The 21,826-nt window shown below is 75.5% G+C and carries 17 protein-coding genes and 1 tRNA gene; 8 read left to right on the top strand and 10 right to left on the bottom strand.

Annotated features, from left to right (window positions below; translation table 11 throughout):
- Positions 1-11 precede the first annotated feature (11 nt).
- Entirely contained in the window at positions 12-1,622 is a 1,611-nt protein-coding gene (locus tag QK440_RS05110; RefSeq protein ID WP_282791745.1) for an anthranilate synthase component I family protein, read from the bottom strand.
- Between the two features lie 249 nt (positions 1,623-1,871).
- Here QK440_RS05110 and QK440_RS05105 point away from each other — a divergent pair, with 249 nt between their 5' ends.
- Positions 1,872-3,368, top strand: a complete 1,497-nt coding sequence (locus tag QK440_RS05105; RefSeq protein ID WP_282791744.1) for a 3-deoxy-7-phosphoheptulonate synthase class II — start codon at positions 1,872-1,874, stop codon at positions 3,366-3,368.
- A gap of 309 nt (positions 3,369-3,677) precedes the next feature.
- Here the strand turns inward: QK440_RS05105 and QK440_RS05100 are convergent, their stop codons facing one another.
- Complete coding sequence (locus QK440_RS05100; RefSeq protein ID WP_282791743.1) at positions 3,678-4,418, bottom strand: alpha/beta fold hydrolase; 741 nt, start codon at positions 4,416-4,418, stop codon at positions 3,678-3,680.
- Positions 4,419-4,615: 197 nt separating this feature from the next.
- Between QK440_RS05100 and QK440_RS05095 the strand changes: the two genes are divergently transcribed.
- Genes QK440_RS05095 through QK440_RS05075 form a run of 5 tightly spaced genes read left to right on the top strand, consistent with a single transcriptional unit; the run spans position 4,616 to position 12,672 of the window.
- Positions 4,616-5,698 carry a pyridoxal-phosphate dependent enzyme gene (locus QK440_RS05095; RefSeq protein WP_282791742.1) on the top strand — a complete coding sequence of 361 codons (1,083 nt, stop codon included), beginning with the start codon at positions 4,616-4,618 and terminating at the stop codon, positions 5,696-5,698.
- Entirely contained in the window at positions 5,695-7,164 is a 1,470-nt protein-coding gene (gene argH, locus QK440_RS05090) for an argininosuccinate lyase (RefSeq protein ID WP_282791741.1), read from the top strand. The genes QK440_RS05095 and argH overlap by 4 nt, the downstream gene beginning before the upstream one ends.
- Entirely contained in the window at positions 7,161-8,420 is a 1,260-nt protein-coding gene (locus QK440_RS05085) for an ATP-grasp domain-containing protein (protein ID WP_282791740.1), read from the top strand. The genes argH and QK440_RS05085 overlap by 4 nt, the downstream gene beginning before the upstream one ends.
- On the top strand, positions 8,417-11,767 hold the full coding sequence (locus tag QK440_RS05080; protein WP_282791739.1) for an amino acid adenylation domain-containing protein: 3,351 nt from the start codon (positions 8,417-8,419) through the stop codon (positions 11,765-11,767). The genes QK440_RS05085 and QK440_RS05080 overlap by 4 nt, the downstream gene beginning before the upstream one ends.
- The gene (locus QK440_RS05075; RefSeq protein WP_282791738.1) at positions 11,764-12,672 is read left to right on the top strand and encodes a kinase; all 909 of its coding nucleotides are present in this window, start codon (positions 11,764-11,766) and stop codon (positions 12,670-12,672) included. The genes QK440_RS05080 and QK440_RS05075 overlap by 4 nt, the downstream gene beginning before the upstream one ends.
- 97 nt (positions 12,673-12,769) lie before the next feature.
- Here QK440_RS05075 and QK440_RS05070 read toward each other — a convergent pair.
- The 6 genes from QK440_RS05070 to ehuB form a co-directional block, all read right to left on the bottom strand.
- Positions 12,770-12,843: transfer RNA gene (locus tag QK440_RS05070), tRNA-Lys, on the bottom strand.
- Positions 12,844-13,007: 164 nt separating this feature from the next.
- Positions 13,008-13,766, bottom strand: coding sequence for an IclR family transcriptional regulator C-terminal domain-containing protein (locus QK440_RS05065; RefSeq protein ID WP_282791737.1), 759 nt, complete (start codon positions 13,764-13,766; stop codon positions 13,008-13,010).
- Positions 13,767-13,920: 154 nt separating this feature from the next.
- Positions 13,921-14,736 carry an ectoine/hydroxyectoine ABC transporter ATP-binding protein EhuA gene (ehuA, locus tag QK440_RS05060; RefSeq protein ID WP_282791736.1) on the bottom strand — a complete coding sequence of 272 codons (816 nt, stop codon included), beginning with the start codon at positions 14,734-14,736 and terminating at the stop codon, positions 13,921-13,923.
- Positions 14,726-15,343 carry an ectoine/hydroxyectoine ABC transporter permease subunit EhuD gene (gene ehuD / locus QK440_RS05055; protein ID WP_282791820.1) on the bottom strand — a complete coding sequence of 206 codons (618 nt, stop codon included), beginning with the start codon at positions 15,341-15,343 and terminating at the stop codon, positions 14,726-14,728. The genes ehuA and ehuD overlap by 11 nt, the downstream gene beginning before the upstream one ends.
- Positions 15,344-15,462: 119 nt before the next feature.
- Complete coding sequence (gene ehuC / locus QK440_RS05050) at positions 15,463-16,218, bottom strand: ectoine/hydroxyectoine ABC transporter permease subunit EhuC (protein WP_282791735.1); 756 nt, start codon at positions 16,216-16,218, stop codon at positions 15,463-15,465.
- Positions 16,215-17,048 carry an ectoine/hydroxyectoine ABC transporter substrate-binding protein EhuB gene (gene ehuB / locus QK440_RS05045; RefSeq protein WP_282791819.1) on the bottom strand — a complete coding sequence of 278 codons (834 nt, stop codon included), beginning with the start codon at positions 17,046-17,048 and terminating at the stop codon, positions 16,215-16,217. The genes ehuC and ehuB overlap by 4 nt, the downstream gene beginning before the upstream one ends.
- Positions 17,049-17,256: 208 nt before the next feature.
- On the opposite strand from ehuB, the gene QK440_RS05040 reads away from it, so the two are divergent.
- A complete protein-coding gene (locus tag QK440_RS05040) occupies positions 17,257-17,745 on the top strand; it encodes a DUF3830 family protein (RefSeq protein WP_282791734.1) in 489 nt (162 codons plus the stop codon).
- A gap of 6 nt (positions 17,746-17,751) precedes the next feature.
- Here QK440_RS05040 and QK440_RS05035 read toward each other — a convergent pair whose 3' ends face one another.
- Together QK440_RS05035 and QK440_RS05030 are read right to left on the bottom strand one after the other, a co-directional pair.
- Positions 17,752-19,161: an amidase gene (locus tag QK440_RS05035; RefSeq protein WP_282791733.1), complete on the bottom strand. Its 1,410-nt coding sequence runs from the start codon at positions 19,159-19,161 to the stop codon at positions 17,752-17,754.
- A 153-nt stretch (positions 19,162-19,314) separates the two neighbouring features.
- Positions 19,315-20,250 (bottom strand): D-2-hydroxyacid dehydrogenase, encoded by a 936-nt coding sequence (locus QK440_RS05030; RefSeq protein WP_282791818.1) that lies wholly within the window; start codon positions 20,248-20,250, stop codon positions 19,315-19,317.
- A gap of 525 nt (positions 20,251-20,775) precedes the next feature.
- Between QK440_RS05030 and QK440_RS05025 the strand changes: the two genes are divergently transcribed.
- On the top strand, positions 20,776-21,826 hold a 1,051-nt coding region (locus QK440_RS05025), incomplete at its 3' end, for an aspartate/glutamate racemase family protein (RefSeq protein WP_282791732.1).

The following is a 21,826-nucleotide window of genomic DNA, read 5'->3' as shown; positions in this document are numbered from 1 at the left end:
GGAGAAATCGTTCACGGCAGCAACTCCTCGCCGGTGAGCGCCCAGTAGGCGGCGCCCATCTTCGCGAGCGTCTCACGCCACTCGGCCTCCGGGTCGGACTGGGCGACGATGCCCGCGGAGCTCTGCGTGGCGTACGTGTCGCCGTCGTGCTCGACGGTACGGATGCACAGCGCGAGCTCGCTCCAGCCGCGGGCGTCGACGAGGCCGACGGCACCCGCGTAGGCGCCGCGCGGCTCCTCCTCCAGGCCCTCGACGATCTCCATGGCACGGACCTTGGGCGCCCCGGTCATCGTCCCCGCGGGGAAGGTGGCCCGCACCGCCCGCCAGGGGTCCACGCCCGGTTCAAGGTCCCCGGAGACGGTGGACACCAGGTGGAAGACGTGGCTGTAGCGCTCCACCGCCATGAGCCGGTCCACCGGCAGGGTGCCGGGCGTGGTGACCCGGCCGATGTCGTTGCGGCACAGGTCGACGAGCATCACGTGCTCGGCCTGCTCCTTGACGCTCTCGCGCATCTCCTTGACGCGCCGGGCGTTCTCCTCCTCGTCCGGGCCGCGCCGCGCGGTGCCCGCGATGGGGCGCATCACGATCCGGCCGCCCTCGACGCGGAAGAACAGCTCGGGGCTCGCCCCGATCAGCGTGCGGCCCGCACGCGGCATCAGATACATGTACGGCGACGGGTTGCGGGAGCGAAGCCGCCGGTAGACGTCGAGGGGCGTCAGCTCGGTGCGGACGTCGACGCGGTGGCCGATCTGGATCTGGTAGATGTCCCCGACGCGGATGTGGGCGAGGCAGCGTCCGGCCCGGTCGAGGAACATCCGCCGGGACACGCTGTCCCGCACGGACGCGGGCGCGGGCGCGGCGGGCACCCTCCGCGGGGGCGCGGCCGCCGCCGCCCGGGCGAGCGCCACGAGCCCGGCACCACCCGGCCCCTCACCCACCGGCCCCTCACCCGCCGGCCCCTCGCCCGACGAACCCCCGCCCACCGGCCCCTCGCCCGCCGAACCCCCTCCTGCCAGACCCTCACCGACCGGCTCCCCGTCCGCGTCGGCGAACGCCCGGCTGTCGGCCCGCAGATGCGTCACCGAGCCGTCGGCGAGGTCGTACCACACGGTGTGCCGGAACAGGGTGAGCGTGATGTCGGGCCCGCGCGGCGGCTTGGTGCGGGCGGGCAGCGCCTCCATGTGCCAGGCCGCCCCGTACGCGAAGGAGGTCAGGAACCCGAACGCGTACGTGTCCGGGGAGCGCCCCGTCTCCACCGCGAACAGCCGCTGCGCGCCGGCGAGCAGGTCCCACACCTGGCCGGGCCCCGTCAGCCGCAGCCGGTGCACGCCCGGGTCGGGCGCCTCGGGGTGGTCGCCCCTGAGGCCCGCCGTGAGCGCGACCGCGGCCAGCGCCCGGGCCAGGGCGGGCGTGCCGTCGAGGTCCACGTGGTCCGCGTACACGCGGATCTCGGCGAGGCGCCCGAAGCCGACGGCGGCCCAGCGCCGGTCCTGGTCGGCGCCGTCGACGCTCTCGAAGAGGAACGTGTCCCGGCCGTGGTCCCCGCGCAGCAGCGCGTACAGGTCGAGGGGGTCGTGCGGCGGCAGGCCGGTGTCCGAGACCCGTACGTCGATCGTAGCCATGTCCGGCATGATGAAACTCCCTGGCACTCCCGGTGAGGGGACTCTGTGGTTTCTTCGGGTTCTTCGCGTTCTTCGGGTTCTTCGGGTTCTTCCGGCAGCAGTGAATCAGCGGACTTCCGGCGCGGCCAGACCAATCGGCGGGCGCGGATGCGGACCAATTCGGAAACGCTTGACCCGGACACGGTGGCGCGTATTGAGTGGTCCGCGTTTCCGTTCCTCCAGTTCCGCGTCCGCACGGGGAAGGCAGCCATGAAAGCAGCCAGGAAAGACAGCGACAGAGAACCCGAGGGAAACACCGGGAAAGCCGCCGGGAGTGGTACGGGGGCCGATACCGGACCTGACACCGGACCTGACACCGGACCTGATGCCGGGCCTGATGCCGGGGGAAACGGCGGAACTGCCTCCGACGCCGCCTCCTCCTGGCGCGCGTTCCCCGCCCGGCAGCAGCCCGACTGGCCCGACGCGGCCGCCCTGGGCGCCGTCGCCCGGGGTCTCGCGGGGGCCCCGCCGCTGGTGGCGGCCGCCGAGTGCGACCTGCTGCGGCGCCGCATGGCGGCCGTGGCCCGGGGCGAGGCGATCCTGCTCCAGGGCGGCGACTGCGCCGAGACGTTCGCGGGGACCGGCACCGACTCCATCCGCGGCAAGCTGCGCACCCTGCTCCAGATGGCCGTCGTCCTCACCCACGCCACCGCCCTGCCGGTCGTCAAGGTCGGCCGCATGGCGGGCCAGTACGCCAAGCCGCGGTCGAGCCCCGTCGAGGAGCGCGACGGCGTCACGCTGCCGTCGTACCGCGGGGACGCCGTCAACGGCCTGGAGTTCACGGCCGGGGCGCGCCGCCCGGACGCGGAGCGGCTGCGGGCGATGTACGACGCCTCGGCCCGTTCGCTGAACCTGGTGCGCGCCCTGACCACCGGCGGCTTCGCCGACCTGCGCCAGGTGCACGCCTGGAACCAGGGGTTCGTCGCCGCGTCCGGGGCCGGCGAGCGCTACGAGCAGCTCGCCGACGAGATCGGCCGCAGCCTCGCCTTCATGCGGGCCTGCGGCGTCGACACCCGGGAGGTCGCCACCGCGGAGTTCTTCGTGGGGCACGAGGGGCTGCTGCTGGACTACGAGGCCGCGCTGACCCGCACCGAGCCCGGCACCGGCCGCGCGTACGCCACCAGCGGGCACCTGCTGTGGATCGGGGAGCGCACCCGTGACCTGGACGGCGCGCACGTGGAGTACTTCTCCCGCATCGCCAACCCGATCGCGGTGAAGCTCGGTCCGACGACGACGCCCGACACGGTCCTCGCCCTCGTCGACCGGCTCGACCCGGACCGCGAGCCCGGCCGGTTGACGTTCGTGGTGCGCGCGGGCGCCGACCGCGTGAGGGACGTGCTGCCGACGCTGGTGGAGAAGGTCAACGCGGAGGGCGCGCAGGTGTGCTGGGTGAGCGACCCCATGCACGGCAACACGACGACGGCGCCGAGCGGGCACAAGACCCGCCGCTTCGACACGGTCCTGGACGAGGTCCGCGGCTTCGTGGAGGTCCACCGGGAGCTGGGCACGCACCCCGGTGGCATCCACGTCGAGCTGACCGGTGACGACGTCACCGAGTGCGTGGGTGGCGGCAACGCCGTGCTCGAGGAGGACCTTCCCGAGCGCTACGAGACCGCGTGCGACCCGCGGCTCAACCACACCCAGTCCCTGGACCTGGCCTTTCTCCTGGCCGAGCAGTACCGCGACCGCTCCGTGGCCCGGGGCTAGCCCCGGGGGCCGCTGCGGCCCGGCCGGGCCCCGGCCCGGCCCGTTGCGTCGGCTTCCGGTCCGCTGCCGTCGGCTCCCGGTCCGTTGCCGTCGGCATCCCGCCCGGTCGTGACGTGCCGTCGGCCGACTGCCGCGCCGTCGTGGCCGCTCGCGCAGTTCCCCGCGCCCCTTCGGGGCGCCACCGGACGCGCCCACGCGCCCCCTTCGGGGCGCCACCGGACGCGCCCACGCGCCCCCTTCGGGGCACCGCCGGACGCGCCCCCGCGGCCCCTCCGGGGCACTACCGGACGCGCCCCCGGGGGGCGCTGCCTAGCCCCGGCCCTGGCCCCCCGCCGCGCCCTCGATCAGTTCGAACGGCGGCTCCTCGCTCAGGTAGAAGTGGCCGCCGGGGCGGGTGTGGAACGCGAAGCCGGAGCGGGTGGTCTCCCGCCAGGCCGCGGCCTGGTCGGTGGTGACGCGGGGGTCGTCGACGCCGAGGAGCGCGGTGACGGGGCAGGCGAGCGGGGCGGCGTCCGCCGGGCCCGCGTACCCGGCGACCATGCGGAAGTCCGCGCCCACGTACGGCATCACCAGCTCCAGGAACACCGGGTTCTCCAGGAGCTCCGCCTCCGTGCCGCCGAGGCGCCGCAGCGTCCGCAGGACCTCGGCGTCGTCGAGCCGCGCGGCCCGCTCCGGCGAGCCGTCCGCCAGGTGCGGGGCGCGGGCGGCGGAGGCGAAGAGGTGCTCCGGGGCCGCCCCCTCGGCGCCCCAGCGCCGCGCGACCTCGTACGCCACGGACGCGCCCATGCTGTGCCCGAAGAACACCGTGGGCCGCCCGTCCGGCAGCGGCCGCAGCTCACGCGCGATGTCCTGCGCCATGCGCACCAGGTCCGTGGCGGGCGGCTCGGCGATCCGGTCGGCGCGCCCCGGGTAGCACACCACGTGCACCTCGAAGTCCTTGAGCGCCTTGCCCCAGGAGCGGAAGAAGTACGGCGAGCCGCCCGCGTGCGGGAAGCACACGAGCCGCCGCGCCGCGAAGGGCCGGGCTTCCACGACCGTCGTCCACACCATGCTGTCCCCCCACTCACCGGCGTCCGGACGCACCCATGATTCCACGCCGTCCCCGAACCCGTCCGGGCCGCCGGCGGCTCCCCGGGCCCGGTGCGGACCTGTCAGTCGACTGTCAGGGCCCGCCCGGATGCTGAGCCAAGGAGAGGCGCGCCCTTTGCCGCCCCCGACCAGCACGACCCAATCCCCAGGGAGCTCCCATGCCGGTGACCCCCCCGACGTACCACTCGATCACCGAGGCGCAGATGATGCCGCGCCTCGTGCGGCTCGGGCCGAACCTGTACGGCGCGGTCTTCACCCTGATGAAGCTGTTGCCCGCCCACTTCATCCTGCAACGCGCGCGCGAACGGGGCGAGTTGCACCACAACACGGTGCTCGTGGAGACCACGTCGGGCACCTTCGGCCTCGCCCTCGCCATGCAGGCCGCGCTGACCGAGCGCGAGCTGATCCTGGTCAGCGACCCGGCCATCGACGCGAACCTGCACCGCAGGCTCAGCGACCTCGGCGCCCGCGTCGAGATCTGCCAGGAGCCCGCGCCCGTCGGCGGCTACCAGGAGGCGCGGCTGCGCCGCCTCGCGGAGATCCGCGCGCAGCTGCCGTCGACGTTCTGCCCCGAGCAGTACACCAACCCGGACAACCCGCGCAGCTACGAGCGGGTCTCCGAGCAGCTCGTCCGCACCCTGGGCCAGGTGGACTGCCTGGTGGGCCCGGTCGGCTCCGGCGGCTCGATGAGCGGCACCACGCGCGGTCTTCGCGCGTACACGCCGGACACGCTGGCCATCGGCGTCGACAGCCACAGCAGCGTCCTGTTCGGGCCGAGCGACGGCCCGCGCGAGCTGCGCGGCCTCGGCAACAGCCTGTGGCCGGGCAACCTCGACCACAGCCTGTTCGACGAGGTCCACTGGTGCACCGCCGAGGAGGCGTACGCCTCCACGCGCGCCCTGCACGCCGGGCACGCCCTGTTCCAGGGCCCGACGAGCGGCGCCGCCTACCTGGTCGCGCGGTGGTGGGCCCGCAACCACCCGGACCGGCTGTGCGTGGTGATGATGCCGGACGAGGGCTACCGCTACCAGGCCACCGTGTACGACGACACGTGGCTCGCCGAGCGCGGCCACGTCCTGGACACCCGGCAGGACGCCGAGCCCGTCACCGTCACCGCGCCCAAGGAGGCCAGCGGCCGCTGGACCCGCTTCGCCTGGGGCCGCCGCGCCTACGAGGACGTGCCCGGCGTGGTGCCGCGCTCCCCGGCGGGCCCGGTACCGGGGAGCGAGGTGCTGCGGTGACCGGCGGCACCGGGCGGCTCACCGCCGTGCTCGGCCCCCGCACCCGCCGCGTCGTCTACGGCGGGCAGGGGCTCGACGAGGTCCGCGGCGAGCTGGAGCTGACCAGCACCGTCGACCTCGCCCACGTGGTGATGCTCACCGAGACCGGCCTGCTGCCGGGGCCCGCGGCGGCCGCGCTCCTGGAGCGCGTCGGGCACCTGCGGGCGACCGGCTTCGCGGCCCTCGCCGGACTGCCCGCGCCGCGCGGCCTGTACCTGATGTACGAGGGCCATCTGACGGCCGAGCTGGGGCCCGACGTCGGCGGCAAGCTGCACACCGGGCGGTCCCGCAACGACCTGAAGGCCACCGTCACGGCGATGCGCCTGCGCGGTGAACTCCTCGGCCTGCTCGGCGAGGTGCTCCGGCTCCAGGCGGCGCTGCTGTCCCGGGCCCGCGCCCACGGCGGCGTCGTGATGCCCGTGTACACGCACTTCCAGCCCGCGATGCCCGTCACCTACGGCTACTACCTGGCGGGGCTCGCGGCGGCCCTGGACCGGGACGTGGCGGGCCTGCGGCAGGCCGTGGACGCGCTGGACCGGTGCCCGCTGGGCGCGGGCGCCGTCGCGGGCACCGACCTGCCGATCGACTCCGCCCGCACCGCCGCGCTGCTCGGCTTCGCCGCGCCGCCGCTGCACGCCACGGACGCGGTCGCCGCGCGCGACACCGCGCTGCGCGCCCTCGCCTCGGCCGCGTCGGCCGCGGTGACCCTCAGCAGACTCGCCACCGACCTCCAGCTCTGGTCCACGCAGGAGTTCGGCTTCGTGGAGTTCCCCGAGCGGCTCGTCGGCGGCAGCTCCGCCATGCCCCAGAAGCGCAACGCCTTCCTCCTGGAGCACGTGAAGGGGAAGGCCGCGGCGGCCATCGGCGCCTGGACGGCCTCGGCGTCCGCGATGAAGGCCACGCCGTTCACCAACTCCATCGAGGTCGGCACCGAGGCCGTCGCCGTGGTGTGGCCCGCGCTCGCCGCGGTGCGCGACTCGGTGCTGCTCTCCCAGGTCCTGGTGAGCGGGGCCCGGCCGGTGCCCGCGCGCATGGAGCAGCGCGCCAAGGAGGGCTTCGTGACCGCCACCGCGATCGCGAACCGCCTGGTCGCGCGGGGGGTGCCGTTCCGCGCCGCCCACCACGCCGTGGGCGCGGCCGTCCGCGAGGCGATCGCGTCCGGCGCCCCCGAGCTGACCGAGGTCACCGCGCCGGACGGCTTCCCCGTCGGCGCCGGCGGCCGGCTCCCGCCGCTGCCCGACGTCGTCGCCGCCCACGACCGGGGCGGCGGTCCCGGCGCCGGGGCCGCCGTGGTGACCGCCCTGCGCGCCCGCCTCGCCGCCCACCACGACTGGATCACCGCGCACCGGGCCCGGCTGCGGGACGCGGACCGGCTGCGCGAACGGGCGGCGGCGGACGTCGTCGCCCGCCACGGAGGGACACCATGACCACCACCCCGCCCCACCCCGCACCGCCACCGTGGTGCGCCTTCGTGGAGAGCAACACCACCGGCACCGGCCGCGAGTTCTGCGCCGCCGCGCGCGCCCGCGGCCTGCGCCCGGTGCTCCTGACCCGGGACCCGCGCCGCTACCCGTACGTCGCCGAGGACGCGGTCGCCGTCCGCGTCCTGGACACCGGCGACCTGGGGGCGGTCGTGGCCGCCTGCGAGGCGCTCGCGGACGACGGGGGCCTGGCCGCCGTCGCCTCCAGCTCCGAGTACTACGTGGCGACCGCCGCGCGCGCCGCCGCCAAGCTCGGCCTGCCCGCCGCCGACGGCGACGCGATCGCGCGCTGCCGCGCCAAGGACGAGCAGCGGGCGGCGCTCGCCGCGGGCGGCGTGCCCGTGCCCGCGTTCTCGGCCGTGGAGAGCGTGCCGGACGCCGTGCGCGCGGCCACCGGCATCGGTTTCCCCGTCGTCCTCAAGCCGGTCGCGGGCTCAGGGTCGGTCGGGGTGCGGCTGTGCCGGGACGCCGCCGAGACCGAGGCCTGGGCGCGCCACCTGCTCGGCCGGGGCACGGACGAACGCGGCACCCCGGTGCCCGGGCGGCTGCTCGTCGAAGCGGCCGTGCGGGGGCCGGAGTTCTCGGTGGAGACCCTCGACGACCGCGTGGTCGCCGTCGTCGCCAAGCACGTCGGGCCCGAGCCGTACTTCGTGGAGACCGGGCACGACGTGCCCGCGCCCGTGCCCGCCGCGACGGCGGACCGGCTCGCCGGCACCGCCCTGCGCGCGCTCGCGGCGCTCGGCCTCGGCTGGGGCGCCGCCCACACCGAGCTGCGCCTGGCGGCCGACGGGCCGGTCGTCATCGAGGTCAACCCGCGGCTCGCGGGCGGCATGATCCCCGTCGCCGTCCGGGCCGCCACCGGCGTCGACCTGGTGGACGCGGTGGTCGCCCGCGCCACCGGCCGGGCCCCGGCACCCGCCGCCCCCGGTGCCGGGCACGCCGCCGTGCGCTTCCTCACGGCCGACGGCGAGGGCCTGGTCACCGCCGTCGACGGCCTGCCCGAGGCCCGCTCGGCCCCCGGCGTCGAGGCCGTCACCGTGAGCACGGCCGTCGGCAGGCACCTGCGCCGCACCCACTCGTTCCTCGACCGCCTGGCCTGCGTGGTGGCCACGGGCCCCGGCACCGCCGAGGCGGCCCGGCGCGCACGGGACGCGGTGGACCTGATCACCGTCACGCGCGAGGAGGGGGCGTCGCACCGATGACGTACGACGACACCGCCGGGGAGCCCGCCACCCGGATCCCCCGCTGGACCGCCCCCGCCGGCGGCGGCCCCGGCACCGGCACGCACACGGCCCTGCTGCCCGCCGGCGTGGCCGGCGCCCTGGAGCGCACCGCGCGCGACCTGGGCGCCACCCTGCCCGCGCTGCTGATCGCCGCCCACGCCCGCGTCCTCGCGACCCTCACCAACGAACGCGACCTGCTCGTCGGGTACGCCTCCGGCGCGCCGGACGGGCCGGACGCGCCGGACGGGCTTCAGGGCCCGCTGCGGCTCGCGGTCCCCGACGCGACGTGGGCGGATCTTGTGGCGGGCGCGGCCGGGGCGCGGACCTACCGGGGCGCGCTGCGGCCGGAGGTGGCGCTGGACCTGTCCGGCCTCACCGGGGGGACCGGCCCGGCGGAAACCGGCCTGCCCGGCGGTGTCGTCCTGCGCGTCGCCTTCGCCCGCGAGGGCGACGGCGGCCTCGCGCTGCGCGTCACGCACGACTCCGCCGCGCTCGACGCCTCCTGCGCCGAGCGCGTCGCGGGCTACCACCGGGCCGCGCTGCGCCTGGTCGCCGCCGACCCCGCCGCCCGGCACGACCGGCAGAGTCTGCTGTCCGCGCGCGAGGTCGAGACGCAGCTGTACGACCTCGCGGGGCCGCGCACCGAGCTGCCGCGGCGGGCCTTCACCGAGCTGTTCCGGGACCGGGCGCGCGCCGCGCCGGACACGGTCGCCGCCGCGCACGGCGACCGCCGCTGGACGTACCGGGAGCTCGACGAGCGCTCCGACGCTGTCGCCCGCGCGCTGCTCGCCGCCGGGCTCGGCCGCGAGGACGTCGTGGCCGTGGTCCTCGAACGCGGCCTGGAGTGGATCGCCGCGGCGCTCGGCGTGTTCAAGGCGGGCGGTGTCCACCTGCCTGTCGCCCCCGACTTCCCCGCCCCGCACGTGGCCGCCCAACTCTCCCTCGCCTCCTGCGCGTTCGTCCTCACCGAGCCGGGCACGGAGGGCCTCGCCCGGGACGCGGCGGCCGCGTCCACGGCGGACCCCGTGCCCCTGTCCGTGCCCGGCGTCCTCGCCGCGGGTGGGCCCCCGGGCGCCCCCGACGTCACCGTCACCCCGGACCAGGCGGCGTACCTGTACTTCACCTCGGGCTCCACCGGCACCCCCAAGGGCGCGGTGTGCGAGCACGCCGGGCTGCTCAACCACCTGCTCATGAAGGCCGACGACATGGGGCTCACCGCCGGGGCGGGCGAGGTCGTCGCGCAGACCGCGGCGCAGAGCTTCGACATCTCCCTGTGGCAGTTCGCGGCCCCGCTCGTCACCGGGGCCGCCGTACGGGTCGTCGACACCGCGGCGCAGCTCGGCGTCGACGCCTTCTGGGACGAGCTCGACGCGGGCCGCGTCACCGTGGCGCAGGTCGTCCCCTCGTACCTGGAGACGCTCCTCACGCACCTGGAGCGGTACCCGCGCCCGGCCCCCGCCGCGCTGCGCGTGCTGTCCGTGACCGGGGAGGCCCTGGGGCTCGACCTGGTGCGGCGGTGGTTCGCGCGGTACCCGGGCATCCGGCTCGTCAACGCGTACGGCGCCACCGAGGTGTGCGACGACACCGTGCACGAGGTCCTCGACGGGGTGCCCGAGCGCGGCTTCGTCCCCCTCGGCCGCTCCCGCCACAACGTCAACACCTATGTCCTGGACGCCAACCTGGCCCTGGTGCCGCTCGGCTCCACCGGGGAGATCGCGTTCTCCGGCGTGTGCGTGGGCCGCGGCTACGTCGGTGACGACGAGCGCACCCGGCAGGCCTTCGTGCCCGACCCGTTCCGCGCGGGCGCCCGGCTGTACCGCACGGGCGACTTCGGCCGCTGGCTGCCCGAGGGCCGCCTGGAGTACCTGGGCCGCCACGACGAGCAGGTCAAGATCCGCGGCTACCGCATCGAGCTCGGCGAGATCGAGAACCGCCTCCTCACCATGCCCGGCGTCCGCGAGGCGGCGGTCGTGATCGACAGCGGCGCGGGCGTGCTGCGCGGCCTCACGGCGTTCTACAGCGGCACGGACGGCACGGACGGCACGGACGGCACGGGCGGCACGAGCGCGGGAAGCGGGGGGAGCGCCCCCGGCGCGCTGTCCCCGGGCCGTGCCCGTGACTTCCTCGCCGCGCTCCTGCCCGACTACATGGTCCCCGCCTACTTCCACCGCCTGGACCGGCTGCCCCGCACCGACCACGGCAAGGCCGACAAGAAGGCCCTGGTGCGGCTCGCCCGTACGCTCGGGCACGGCGGCGCCCCGTACACCGCGCCGAGCACCCCGGCCGAGCAGCGGCTCGCCATGCTGTGGGCGGAGGTCCTGGGTGTCCCCCTGGAGCGCATCGGGCGCGGCGACAGCTTCTTCGCGCTCGGCGGCACCTCGCTCGCCGCGGTCCGGCTGCTGGTCCACCTCGACCGGGCCCTGACCCTCGGCGATCTGGCCGCCCGGCCGGTCCTCGCGGACCTCGCGGCGGTCCTCGACGGCGCCGCGACCGGGGCGCCCGGCCTGCTCCAGCCGCTGTCCGCGGTCCGCAGCCCCCGGCACACGCTGGTCTGCTTCCCGTACGAGGGCGGCAACGCGGTGAACTTCCGCTCCCTGGCCCGCGAGCTCGCGGACGACGGCGTCGCCGTGCTCGGCGTGGAGCCCCCGGGACACGACCTGGCGTCCACCGGCGCGCCGGTGGAGGTGGCCGAGCTCGCCCGGCGCGTGGCCGGCGAGCTGGCCGCCCACGGCACCGGGCCGCTGCTGCTGTGGGGGCACGGCGCCGGGGCGGCGCCCGCCCTGGAGACGGCGCGGCTGCTGCGGGCGGCGGGCCGCCGCGTCGAGCGCGTGTTCGTCGGCGGGCAGGCCCTCGCGGACGCCGCCGTGCTGCGCGCCCGGGCCGCCGAGGCCGCCGCCGCGTCCGACCGGGACCTGCTCGACCGGCTGCGCGCCGGTACCGCGTACGTCGAGCTGGACGCCCTCAAGCCGGAGCGCGCCCGGGTCGTCGCCCGCGCCTGCCGCCACGACGTCCGCACCGCCCACACCCACCTGGCGCGGCTGCGCGCGGACCCCGGCGCCCACCGTGTCGCCACGCCCCTGACGGTGGTGGTCGCGCGGGACGTCCCGGACGGGGCGGCGGGCGCGGCGGAGTGGAAGGCGGTGGCCGACGACGTGACGGTGCACGAGGTGCCGGGCGGCGGGCCGTACTTCGTCGGTACGCGCCCCGGGGACGCGGCGGGCGCGGTCCGGGCCGCCCTGGGCGCCCGGCCCGGACCACCGGAACAGGCCGGTCGCCCCGGCGCGGCCGCCCACCACAGCCGACCCGGACGAGGGAGCACCCCGTGACCACGACCCCGCACCTGCTCGGCCCGGCGGGCCGGGTGGCGGCCATCGGCGTCAGCGCGGCCTTCGGCACCTTCGGGGAGCTGCTCCAGGGCGTGCTGCCCGAGAGGGACGGCGACTTCCTGGTGACGCTGCCGGTCGCCCGCTGGGCCATGGCCCGCTTCGAGCCGGACCCGGCCGCGCCCGGCCTCGCGGTGCGCCCGCACCACAAGAAGAAGGCGCTGCGGCTCACCGGCATGATCATGGCGGACGCCCGGCACCCCGCGGGCGGCCTGCTGACCATCGACAGCACGCTGCCCGAGGGCAAGGGCCTGGCCAGTTCCTCGGCCGACCTGGTCGCCACGGCCCGGGCGGTCGCCAACGCCCTGGGCGAGCCGATGCCGCCGCGCCGCATCGAGCGGTACCTGGCGAGGATCGAGCCGACCGACGGGGTGCTCTACCCGGCCGTCGTCGCCTTCCACCACCGCAGCGTGCGGCTCCGGGCGGAGCTGGGGTCGCTGCCGTCGATGGCGGTGGTCGGCGTCGACGAGGGCGGGGCCGTGGACACGGTGCACTTCAACACCCTCCCGAAGCCGTTCACCGCCGCCGACAGGCGCCAGTACGCGCGGCTGCTCGACCGGGTGACCCGCGCCGTCGCCCGGCGGGACCTGGCGGAGGTCGGCCGGGTCGCCACCGCGAGCGCCCGGATGAACCAGGTGCTCCGCCACAAGTGGTCCCTGGAGCCGATGATCGACATCTGTGAGCGGATCGGCGGCCTCGGCGTCGTGGTGGGCCACAGCGGCACGGCCCTCGGGATCCTCCTGGACACGCGGGCCCCGGACTGCCACGCCAAGCTGGCGGCGGCGGCCCGGCGCTGCCAGGAGCTGATGGGCGACGTCACGGTGTACCGGACGCTGAGCTTCCACTAGCCCGGCGCCGTCCGGCGGACACGACGAAGAGGGCGCTTCCGGAAACCGGAAGCGCCCTCTTCACTGTCAGTCTCAGGCGGTGAACCTGATCACTCTGTGCGCCGCCAGGGACTCGAACCCCGGACCCGCTGATTAAGAGTCAGCTGCTCTAACCAACTGAGCTAGCGGCGCCTGCTGACGAAGAAAATATTACCTGGTGCGCAGGGGTGCTCGTGACCACCCGCGCGCCCCCTCCGCCCCGCCCGCCCCACACCCCGCGCCCCGCACGCCCGGCACGCCCCGCGCCCGCCGCACGCCCCCCGGGCGCACCCGCGCCCCGCGCCCGCCGCCCCCGCTCAGATCGCCAGCGACAGCAGCACCGGCGCCGCCCTGCGGTTCAGGCGCTCCGCGGCCTCCCGCAGCCGGTGCGCGTGCCGGACCGGCAGCGACAGGGCGAGCGCGCCGACCGCCGAGCCCGCGGTCACGGGGACGGCGGCGCAGACCGTGCCGACCGCGTACTCCTGGAGGTCGAGGACCGGGACCGTGGGGGCCTGGGCGGCGAGCTTGGTCAGCAGGACCCGCTCGTTGGTGATGGTGCGCGAGGTGAGCCGGGCCATCTTGTGGCGCGCGAGGTGGTCGCGGCGCGCGGCCACGTCGAGCTGGGCGAGCAGGCTCTTGCCGACCGCGCAGGCGTGGCCGGCGACGCGGAAGTCCACCCACTCGTTGACCTTCGGGGCGCCCGGGCCGTCGGCGCACCCCACGACCCGGATCTCGCCGTCCACGTACCGGCTCACGTACACCGCCGCGCCGATCGAGTCGCGCAGGCCGCCCAGGGTGTGCTGGAGCTTCTCGCGCAGGGCCCGGTCGCGGTCGTGGGCGGAGCCGAGCCGGGCCAGGGACGCGCCGGTGACGTACGCCCCGTCGGAGAGCTGCTCCACGTACCCCTCACGGAGCAGCATGCGCAGGAGCGGGGCGAGCCGGGCGGGCGGCAGCGCCGTGTGGCGGGCGAGGTCGTCCTCGCCGACGCCGCCGGAGCGGCGCGCCACGAGCTCGAGCACCCGCAGCGCGTGCTGCACCGACCGGTGCGCCGTCGTCGGCTCCTGCTGCAGTGCCACGGCTCTCCCCCTCGCCCTGACGGGCTTCGCGGGCCCCCGGGCCCGGTGATCCTTGCGACGGTACGGTTCTGGACAGCGGGACTCTGTCCACCATAACCGCCAAAAGCGCCACCGGCAGGGGGCGTTGGCCGTTTCCGCCCGGCGCCCGCGCGGTTCACAGGACCGCGGAGAGGAACTCCCGGGTCCGCTCGTGCTCGGGGTCGGAGAAGATCTTCTCCGGCGGCCCCGACTCGATCACCCGGCCCGCGTCGAACATCAGGACCTGGTCGGAGATGTCCCGGGCGAAGTTCATCTCGTGGGTCACGCACAGCATGGTGATGTCCGTGGTGTGGGCGATGTCCCGCAGGACGTCGAGGACCCCGGCGACCAGTTCCGGGTCGAGCGCCGATGTCACCTCGTCCAGGAGCAGCACCTGGGGGCGCATCGCGAGGGCGCGGGCGATGGCGACCCGCTGCTGCTGGCCGCCGGAGAGCTGCGTTGGGTAGGCGTCGACCTTGTCGCCGAGACCGACCAGGTCGAGGAGGTCGCGGGCGCGCTGCTCGGCCTCGTCCTTGGGCAGGCCGAGGACGGTGACGGGCGCCTCGGTGATGTTCCGCAGGACCTTCATGTTGGGGAAGAGGTTGAACTGCTGGAAGACCATCCCGATGTTCTTGCGGACCTCGCGGACGTGCTTCTCGCCCGCCGGGACGAGCCTGCCGTTCTTCTCCTCGTGCGTCAGGTACGCGTCGCCGACCTTGATGGTGCCCTCGTCCGGCTTGATGAGGGTCATCAGGAGCCGCAGGATCGTCGTCTTGCCGGAGCCGGAGGGGCCGATCAGCGTCACGTGCTTGCCGGAGGCCACGGAGAAGTCCAGCTCGTCCAGGACCGTGTGCGCGCCGAAGCGCTTGACGACCCGGTCGAACCGGATCAGCTCGCTGCCGTCGACGGCCGGGTTCGGCCGCCCTTTCGAAAGGGGGGTGTCAGCGGACAAGGCGGCGCTCCAGGACTCGCAGGAGGAGGGAGGACGGGTAGGCGATGAGGATGAAGGCGACGCCGACGACGGTCAGCGCCTCGGTGTACTGGAAGGTCTGCGCCGCTTCGAGCCGCGAGCGCTGGAGCAGTTCGAGGACGCCGATGCCGGCGAGCAGCGGGGTGTCCTTGAGCATGGCGATGACGTAGTTGCCGAGCGCGGGGATCACGCGGCGGACGGCCTGCGGCAGGATCACCGCCGTCCAGGTGCGCCGGTAGGACAGGCTGAGCGCCTTGGCCGCCTCCCACTGCCCGACGGGCACGGCGTCGATGCCCGCGCGGTAGACCTGCGCGGTGTACGTCGAGTAGTGCAGGCCGATCGCGAGCGTGCCGGTGGTCTCGGCGGAGAACTGGATGTTCCACTCCGGCAGCACGAAGAACAGGAAGAAGAGCTGCACGAGCAGCGGCGTGTTGCGGACGAACTCGGTGAACAGGCCCACCGGCCAGCGGACGAGCCGGGTGGGCGCCCGGAAGGCCAGCGCCCACACCAGCCCCAGGGAGAAGGAGATCAGCGAGCCGAGCGCGAGCACCTGGAGGGTGACGAGCACCCCGTCCCAGAAGTGCGGCATGAAGTCGGCGACCGCCCCCCAGTCCCAGGTGTCCGTACCGGCTGTCCCCGTACCGGCTGTCGCCGTACTGACTGTCTCCGCGGCGGCGGACTCGACGCCGGCTGTGGCGGTAGCACCTCTCATCGCGACGCACCCCCGCCCGTGACGCCCGTACTGCTCAGCTCGGGTGACGTCGCGTCGGACCGGCGGAAGCGCAGCCGGCCCCCGGTGGCCGAGGGCTCGGGGAACTGCCCGATGCCCGCCTTGGCCCGGCGTTCGAGGAGCTTCATGCCGCGCGTGAGCAGGAACGCGAGCACGAAGTAGATGACCAGCGTGATCGAGTAGACCTGGGCGCTCTCGGTGGTGGCGAGCCGCACCAGGTACGCGGCGAAGGACACGTCGCCGATGCCCAGCAGCGACACCAGCGCGGTGCCCTTGAGCAGCTCGACGAGCAGGTTGCAGAACGACGGGATCATCTCCGGGACCGCCTGCGGCAGCAGGATGAGCCGCATCCGCTGCCAGGGTGTGAAGCTCAGCGCGACCCCCGCCTCGCGCTGCGCCGGGGCCACCGCGTTCAGGGCGCCGCGCACGATCTCGGCGCCGTACGCCCCGTAGGACAGGCCGAGGGCGAGCACCGCCGCCCACATCGGCACCAGCGCCCAGCCCGCGAGCTGCGGCAGCACGAAGAAGATCCAGAACATCAGGACCAGGGCGGACGTGCCCCGGAACACCTCGGTGTAGAAGGCGGCGAAGAACCGCACCACGCGGGAGCGGTGGGTGCGCGCCATGCCGACGCCGAAGGCGACGGCGGTGGCCAGCGCCGCGCTGTAGAGGGTGAGCTGAACGGTGATCCAGATGCCGGGCAGCACCCAGTGTTCCCACAGGCCCGCTGTCATCGGCACAGCTCCTCGGCGGTCAGGGTGGTCATCTCGGCCTTGGTGAAGCCGAACCGCCGCAGCACGCGGAAGAGTTCGCCGCTCCGCTTCATCTTGTGGATCTCCACGTTGAAGGCGTCCCGCAGCTTCGTGTCGGCGGGCCGGAAGGTGAAGCCGCCGCCGTCGACGTGCTTCCTGCCGTCGACGACGGGCGCGAACGGCTCGGTGGCCTCGGCCTTGCTGCTCTTCTTCACCACGCCGCGCGTGGTCAGGGCGGTGCCGCCGAAGACGTCGATGCGCCCGGCCTCCACCGCGTTCAGGCCCGCGACGGGGTCCTGGAGGATGACGATGTCGCTCTCCTCGTACCCGGCGTCGACGGCGTACTGGATCTCCGCGTAGCCCGTGCCCGTACCGAACTTCGCCTTCTTGCGCACCACGTCCCGGTACGTGCGCAGCCCCATCGGGTTGCCCTTGCGGACGATGAAGGAGTCGAGCATCTGGTACTCGGGATCGGAGAAGATCACCTGCTGGCAGCGCTCTTTGTTGATGTACATCCCGGCGGCCACGACGTCGAACTGCTGCGTCTTCAGGCCGGGGATGAGCGAGCTGAAGTCGGTGGCGACCGGCTGCACGCGGTCGACTCCCAGCCGCTCGAAGATGATCCGGGCGAGCTCCACCGCCTCCCCGGTGAAGTCGCCGTCGTCGTCGATGTAGCCGTACGGTGCCTCGCCCGCGATGCCGAGCCGCACCGTGCCCTGGGACTTCAGGCGGGCCAGCGTGTCCCCGGTGGGGACGCGGCTGCATCCCGCCGCTCCCAGGGTGCCCGCGGCGCCGAGCACGGCGGCGGACATGAGAACGGCGCGCCGGGGCAGACGCCGTATGGAGCCCTCGTCGCCGTCCTCCGCTCTGCCGCTCCGTGTCTTGTTCGGGTTCCTCAGTCGTGGAGCCATGGGCGCGCGGCTACCCGACGCGACGCCGGTTATGCCGACGAATTCCGGCCCCGTACGCGATCGTTGCGCTCTTGACGCGGGCCGCGCCCCGGGGCGCACCATGAGCGGCATGGCAGACCGCTACGTCGAAGTCGCCCTGGCCGGGCGCGGTGTCCGGGCCACCGCGCTGCTCCTCGCCGACAAGGCCCCGGTGACCTGCGCGGCGGTGTGGGACGCGCTGCCGCTCGGCGGGGACGTCTACCACGCCAAGTACGCCCGCAACGAGGTCTACGCCCTCTTCCCGCCGTTCGCCCCCGAGGAGCCCCCGCTGGAGAACCCCACCGTCACGCCCGTGCCGGGCGACCTGTGCTACTTCACCTTCGCCGGCACCGAACTGGGCACGTCGGCATACGGCTACGGCACGCCCCGGCAGGGCACCGTCGTCGACCTCGCGCTGTTCTACGAGCGCAACAACCTGCTGCTCAACGGCGACGTCGGCTGGGTCCCCGGCATCGTCTGGGGCCAGGTCGTCGAGGGCCTGGACCGGCTCGCGGAGGCCTGCAACGACCTGTGGCGCACCGGGGCCGAGGGCGAGACCCTCCACTTCCGCCGCGCCTAGGACGCGTCACCACGCGGGCCGGGGCGCCCCCGCCGCCCCGGCCTCGTACAGCGCGTGGGCCGTGCGCAGCACGACGGCGTCGGCGAACCGGGCCCCCACGATCTGCATCCCGACGGGCAGCCCGTCGCCGTCCACCCCGCACGGCACGGTCGCCGCGGGCTGCTGCGTGAGGTTGAAGGGGTAGGTGAACGGCGTCCACCCCGTCCACCGCCGCAGCCCGCTGCCCGGCGGCACCTCGTGCCCCGCCGCGAACGCCGTGAGCGGCAGCGTCGGCGTCACCAGCACGTCGTACGCCTGGTGGAAGCGGCCCATGCGCCGCCCCAGCTCCACCCGGACGTCGACGGCCGCGAGGTAGTCGAGCGCGCTGTACCGCGCCCCCTGGGCGCAGATCTCCCGCAGCCCCGGGTCGAGGAGCTCCCGGCGCGCGGGCGAAAGCCGCTGCACGACCCGCGCGGCCCCGCTGAACCACAGCGTGTGGAAGGCCTCCACGGGGTCGGCGAAGTCCGGGTCGGCCTCCTCGACGTACGCGCCCAGCGACGCCAGGGCCTCCACCCCCGCGCGCACCGCAGCCGCCACGCCGGGCCGCACCGCGACCTGCCCGCCCAGCGACGGCGAGTACGCCACCCGCAGTCCCCGCACCCCGCCCCCCAGCGCCTCGCGGAAGCTGCCCTCGCGCGGGGCCAGGCACGACCAGTCCCGGGCGTCGGGCGCCCCGATCACGTCCATGAGCAGCGCCGCGTCCGCCGCGTCCCGCGTCATCGGCCCGACGTGCGACAGCGTCCCGAACGCCGACGCCGGGTACAGCGACACCGTGCCGTACGTCGGCTTGAGCGCGAAGATCCCGCACAGCGCCCCGGGTATCCGCACCGAGCCGCCGCCGTCCGTGCCCAGGGACAGCGGCCCCGCGCCGAGCGCCACCGCCGCGGCGCTGCCGCCGCTGGAGCCGCCCGCGGTGCGCGCGGTGTCGTACGGGTTGCGGGTCACGCCGTGGCGCGGGCTGTCCGTGACGCCCTTCCAGCCGAACTCGGGCGTGGTCGTCTTGCCGACGAACACCGCGCCGTGTTCGCGCAGCCGTGCCACGGCCGGCGCGTCCTCGTCCCAGGCGCCCGCCTCGGCCACGCACCGGGAGCCGCGCAGCGTGGGCGCGCCGCGCTGCAGCAGCATGTCCTTGACGGTGACCGGCACCCCGTCCACCAGGCCGAGCGGCGTGCCCGCGCGCCAGCGCGCCGCGCTCTCCCCGGCCCGCGCGAGCGCGTCCTCCGCGTCGGTGCGGACGAACGCGTTCACCCGCGGCTGCACCTCCTCGGCCCGGCGCAGCACGGCACGGACCACCTCGACGGGGCTGAACGCGCCCGCGCGGTAGCCGTCGACGAGCTGCGTGGCGGTGAGAGCGGTCAGGTCGGCGTGCTCGGTCATGCGCGCTCCAGGGGAAGGCGGGGGGTGGACGACGGAAACGGCGGGGGGAGGGGGTGCACGACGGGACCGGGGGGGGCAAGGGGGGGTGGACGAGGGGCCGGGGGGGGGCAGGGGGGGGGCGGACGGAAGATCCCTGCCCAGCCGGGGGCGCGCTCAGTGCCCGGGGACGTACCCGCGTTCCTTGTCGACCACGTTCACCAGCGGCCGCCCCGCCTCCCACTGCCCGTACAACGTCACGAACTGGGCGCCCAGTTCGTCCCGCCAGCCCACCGTGTCCCCGCTCATGTGCGGCGACACCAGCAGCCCGGGGGCCGTCCACAGCGGGCTGTCCGGCGCCAGCGGCTCGTGCGCGAAGACGTCCAGGGCCGCGCCCGCGATCCACCGCTTCGACAGCGCCGCCACCAGGTCCGCCTCCACCACCAGGGCGCCCCGGCCCACGTTGATGAACCGCGCCGACGGCTGCATCACGCCGAAGCGCCGCTCGTCGAACATGCCGCGCGTGTCGTCGGTGAGGGGCGCCGCGCACACCACCCAGTCGGCGCGCGCGAGCAGCCGGTCGAGGTCGGCCGGGCCGTACACGCCGGTGCGCGGCCGGCGCCCGACCAGGGCCGTGGTGACGCCCAGCGCCTTGAGGGTGCGCACGGTCGCGCGGCCGATCGGGCCCGAACCCACCACACAGGCCCGCGTCCCCGCGACCCGCCGGCTCTCGCGGTGCAGCCACCGCCGCTCGCCCTGGAGGGCGAGGGTGCGCGGCAGGTCCTTGGCCATGGCGAGGACGAGCGCCGCGACGTACTCGGCGACCGGCTGGTCGAAGACGCCCCGGGCGTTGGTCACCACCGTGTCGCAGGCGACGAGTTCGGGGCAGAGCAGCCGGTCGACGCCCGCGCTCGCGGTGTGCACCCAGCGCGGCCGGGGCCCGTCCCCTGGCCAGGCGCGGCGGACCGCGTCGGACAGGAAGTCCCACACCAACAGCACGTCGGCCTCGGGCAGTTGCGCGGCGAGGGTGCCGGCGTCGGCGTGCAGGACCCGGGCCCGGCCGGTCAGCGCGCCCAGGCGCGGCGGTGGCGCGGGCGGCGGGGCGTCGAGCACGAGCACCGTGGGGCGTGCGCCGCCGGCGCCCGCGGACCGGGTGCGCTCGGTCCCGGCGCGCTTCGAGCCGGTGCTTTCGGACACGGCGGAGAGACCGTTTCGCAAGGAGAGCCCGCTTCCCTGGAAGGACGTGGTGGCCGCACGTGCCCCCGGAGGCCCGGGGATACGTGGGTGTACGGGTGACTGCGTGGTGATGTGGACGGCTGGGGAGAGGTGGGACGGACACCCCGACGGCGGCCGGAGCGGGTGCGGCGCACTCCGGCCGACTGTCTGAGATGAGCGGATTGACCACGCTGGCACCCGAACCTACCGTCGTCAACAGAGCGCTCGACCCGAGCACTTCACCGCGGCGACCGCGGCCGCGCGTACGGTCCGCCCATCCGGTCACCCCGCTCACGCGACCGTGCGCACGCGGCACACGTCCCTCGTTCCGACGTGACGTCCCGGCGCGCCGCCGGCACCGCACCACTCCGGCCCCCGGGCCGGCCCCGTCACCGCACGCACGCACGAACGTAGGGCCCGCTCATGGACGTCACATCGTTCTCGATGCTCGGCGGACCGCACCCGCAGCGCGGTGTCGGTGTCGTCGCCCCCTTCGACTTCGCCCTGGACCGGGAGCTGTGGCGCTGGGTCCCGGACGACGTCTCGCTGCACCTGACACGCACGCCGTACGTGCCCGTCGAGGTCAGCCTCGACCTGGCCCGGCTGGTCAGCGAGCACGAGACGCTCGGCGCCGCGGTCCGCGCGCTCTCCGCCGCCGAGCCCGAGGTCCTCGCGTACGCCTGCACCTCGGGCAGCTTCGTCGGCGGGATCGCGGGGGAGCGGGCGATGTGCGAGGCCATGGCGCGGGAGCGCGCGGTACCCGCGGTGACCACCTCCGGCGCGCTCCTGGAGGCGCTCGCCGAACTGGGCGCGCGCCGCATCGCGCTCGTCACGCCCTACACCTGGTCGGTCACCCTGGCCCTGGAGGAGTACCTGGGCGAGGCGGGCGTGTCGGTCGCGGGCCGCGCCTACCTCGGGCTGACCCGGCACATCTGGAAGGTGCCCTACCGGGACGTCGCCGACATGGCCCGGCGCGCCGTGCTCCAGCCGGTCGACGCGCTCTTCATCAGTTGCACCAACCTCCCGACGTACGACGTCATCCCGCAACTGGAGGCGGAGCTGCGGGTCCCGGTCCTGTCGGCGAACCAGGTGACGATGTGGTCGGCCCTGCGACGGCTGGGTACGCGTGCGGTAGGGCCTTACCAGGCGCTGATCGACGCGGGCGCCCGGCCGGGCGCGGCGGCGCTCGACCCGCTGGACCCGGCGCTCGGCGCGCTGGAGCCGGAGGCGAGCGGTCTCGCCGGGCCGGAGGCGGGCGGCCGCGCGGGTCCGGCGGCGGACGTGCCGCCGCCCGCGGCACCCGCGCCGCCGGCGTCGCCCAAGGCCCTGCCCGACCCGCCCGCGGGGGGGCGCCCCCCCGGGCCCCCCCCCCCCCGCCGCGCCCTGGGGGCGCGCGCGCCCCCCCCCGCCCCCGCCCCCCCCGCCCCCGCGGGCGGGGCCCTCGCCGGTGTCGTCCCCGGCGACGTCGTCGACC

Origin of the sequence: Streptomyces sp. CC224B (assembly GCF_030010595.1) — a bacterium.
Lineage (GTDB): Bacteria > Actinomycetota > Actinomycetes > Streptomycetales > Streptomycetaceae > Streptomyces > Streptomyces longispororuber.
This window is presented reverse-complemented; position numbering and strand designations above follow the sequence as displayed.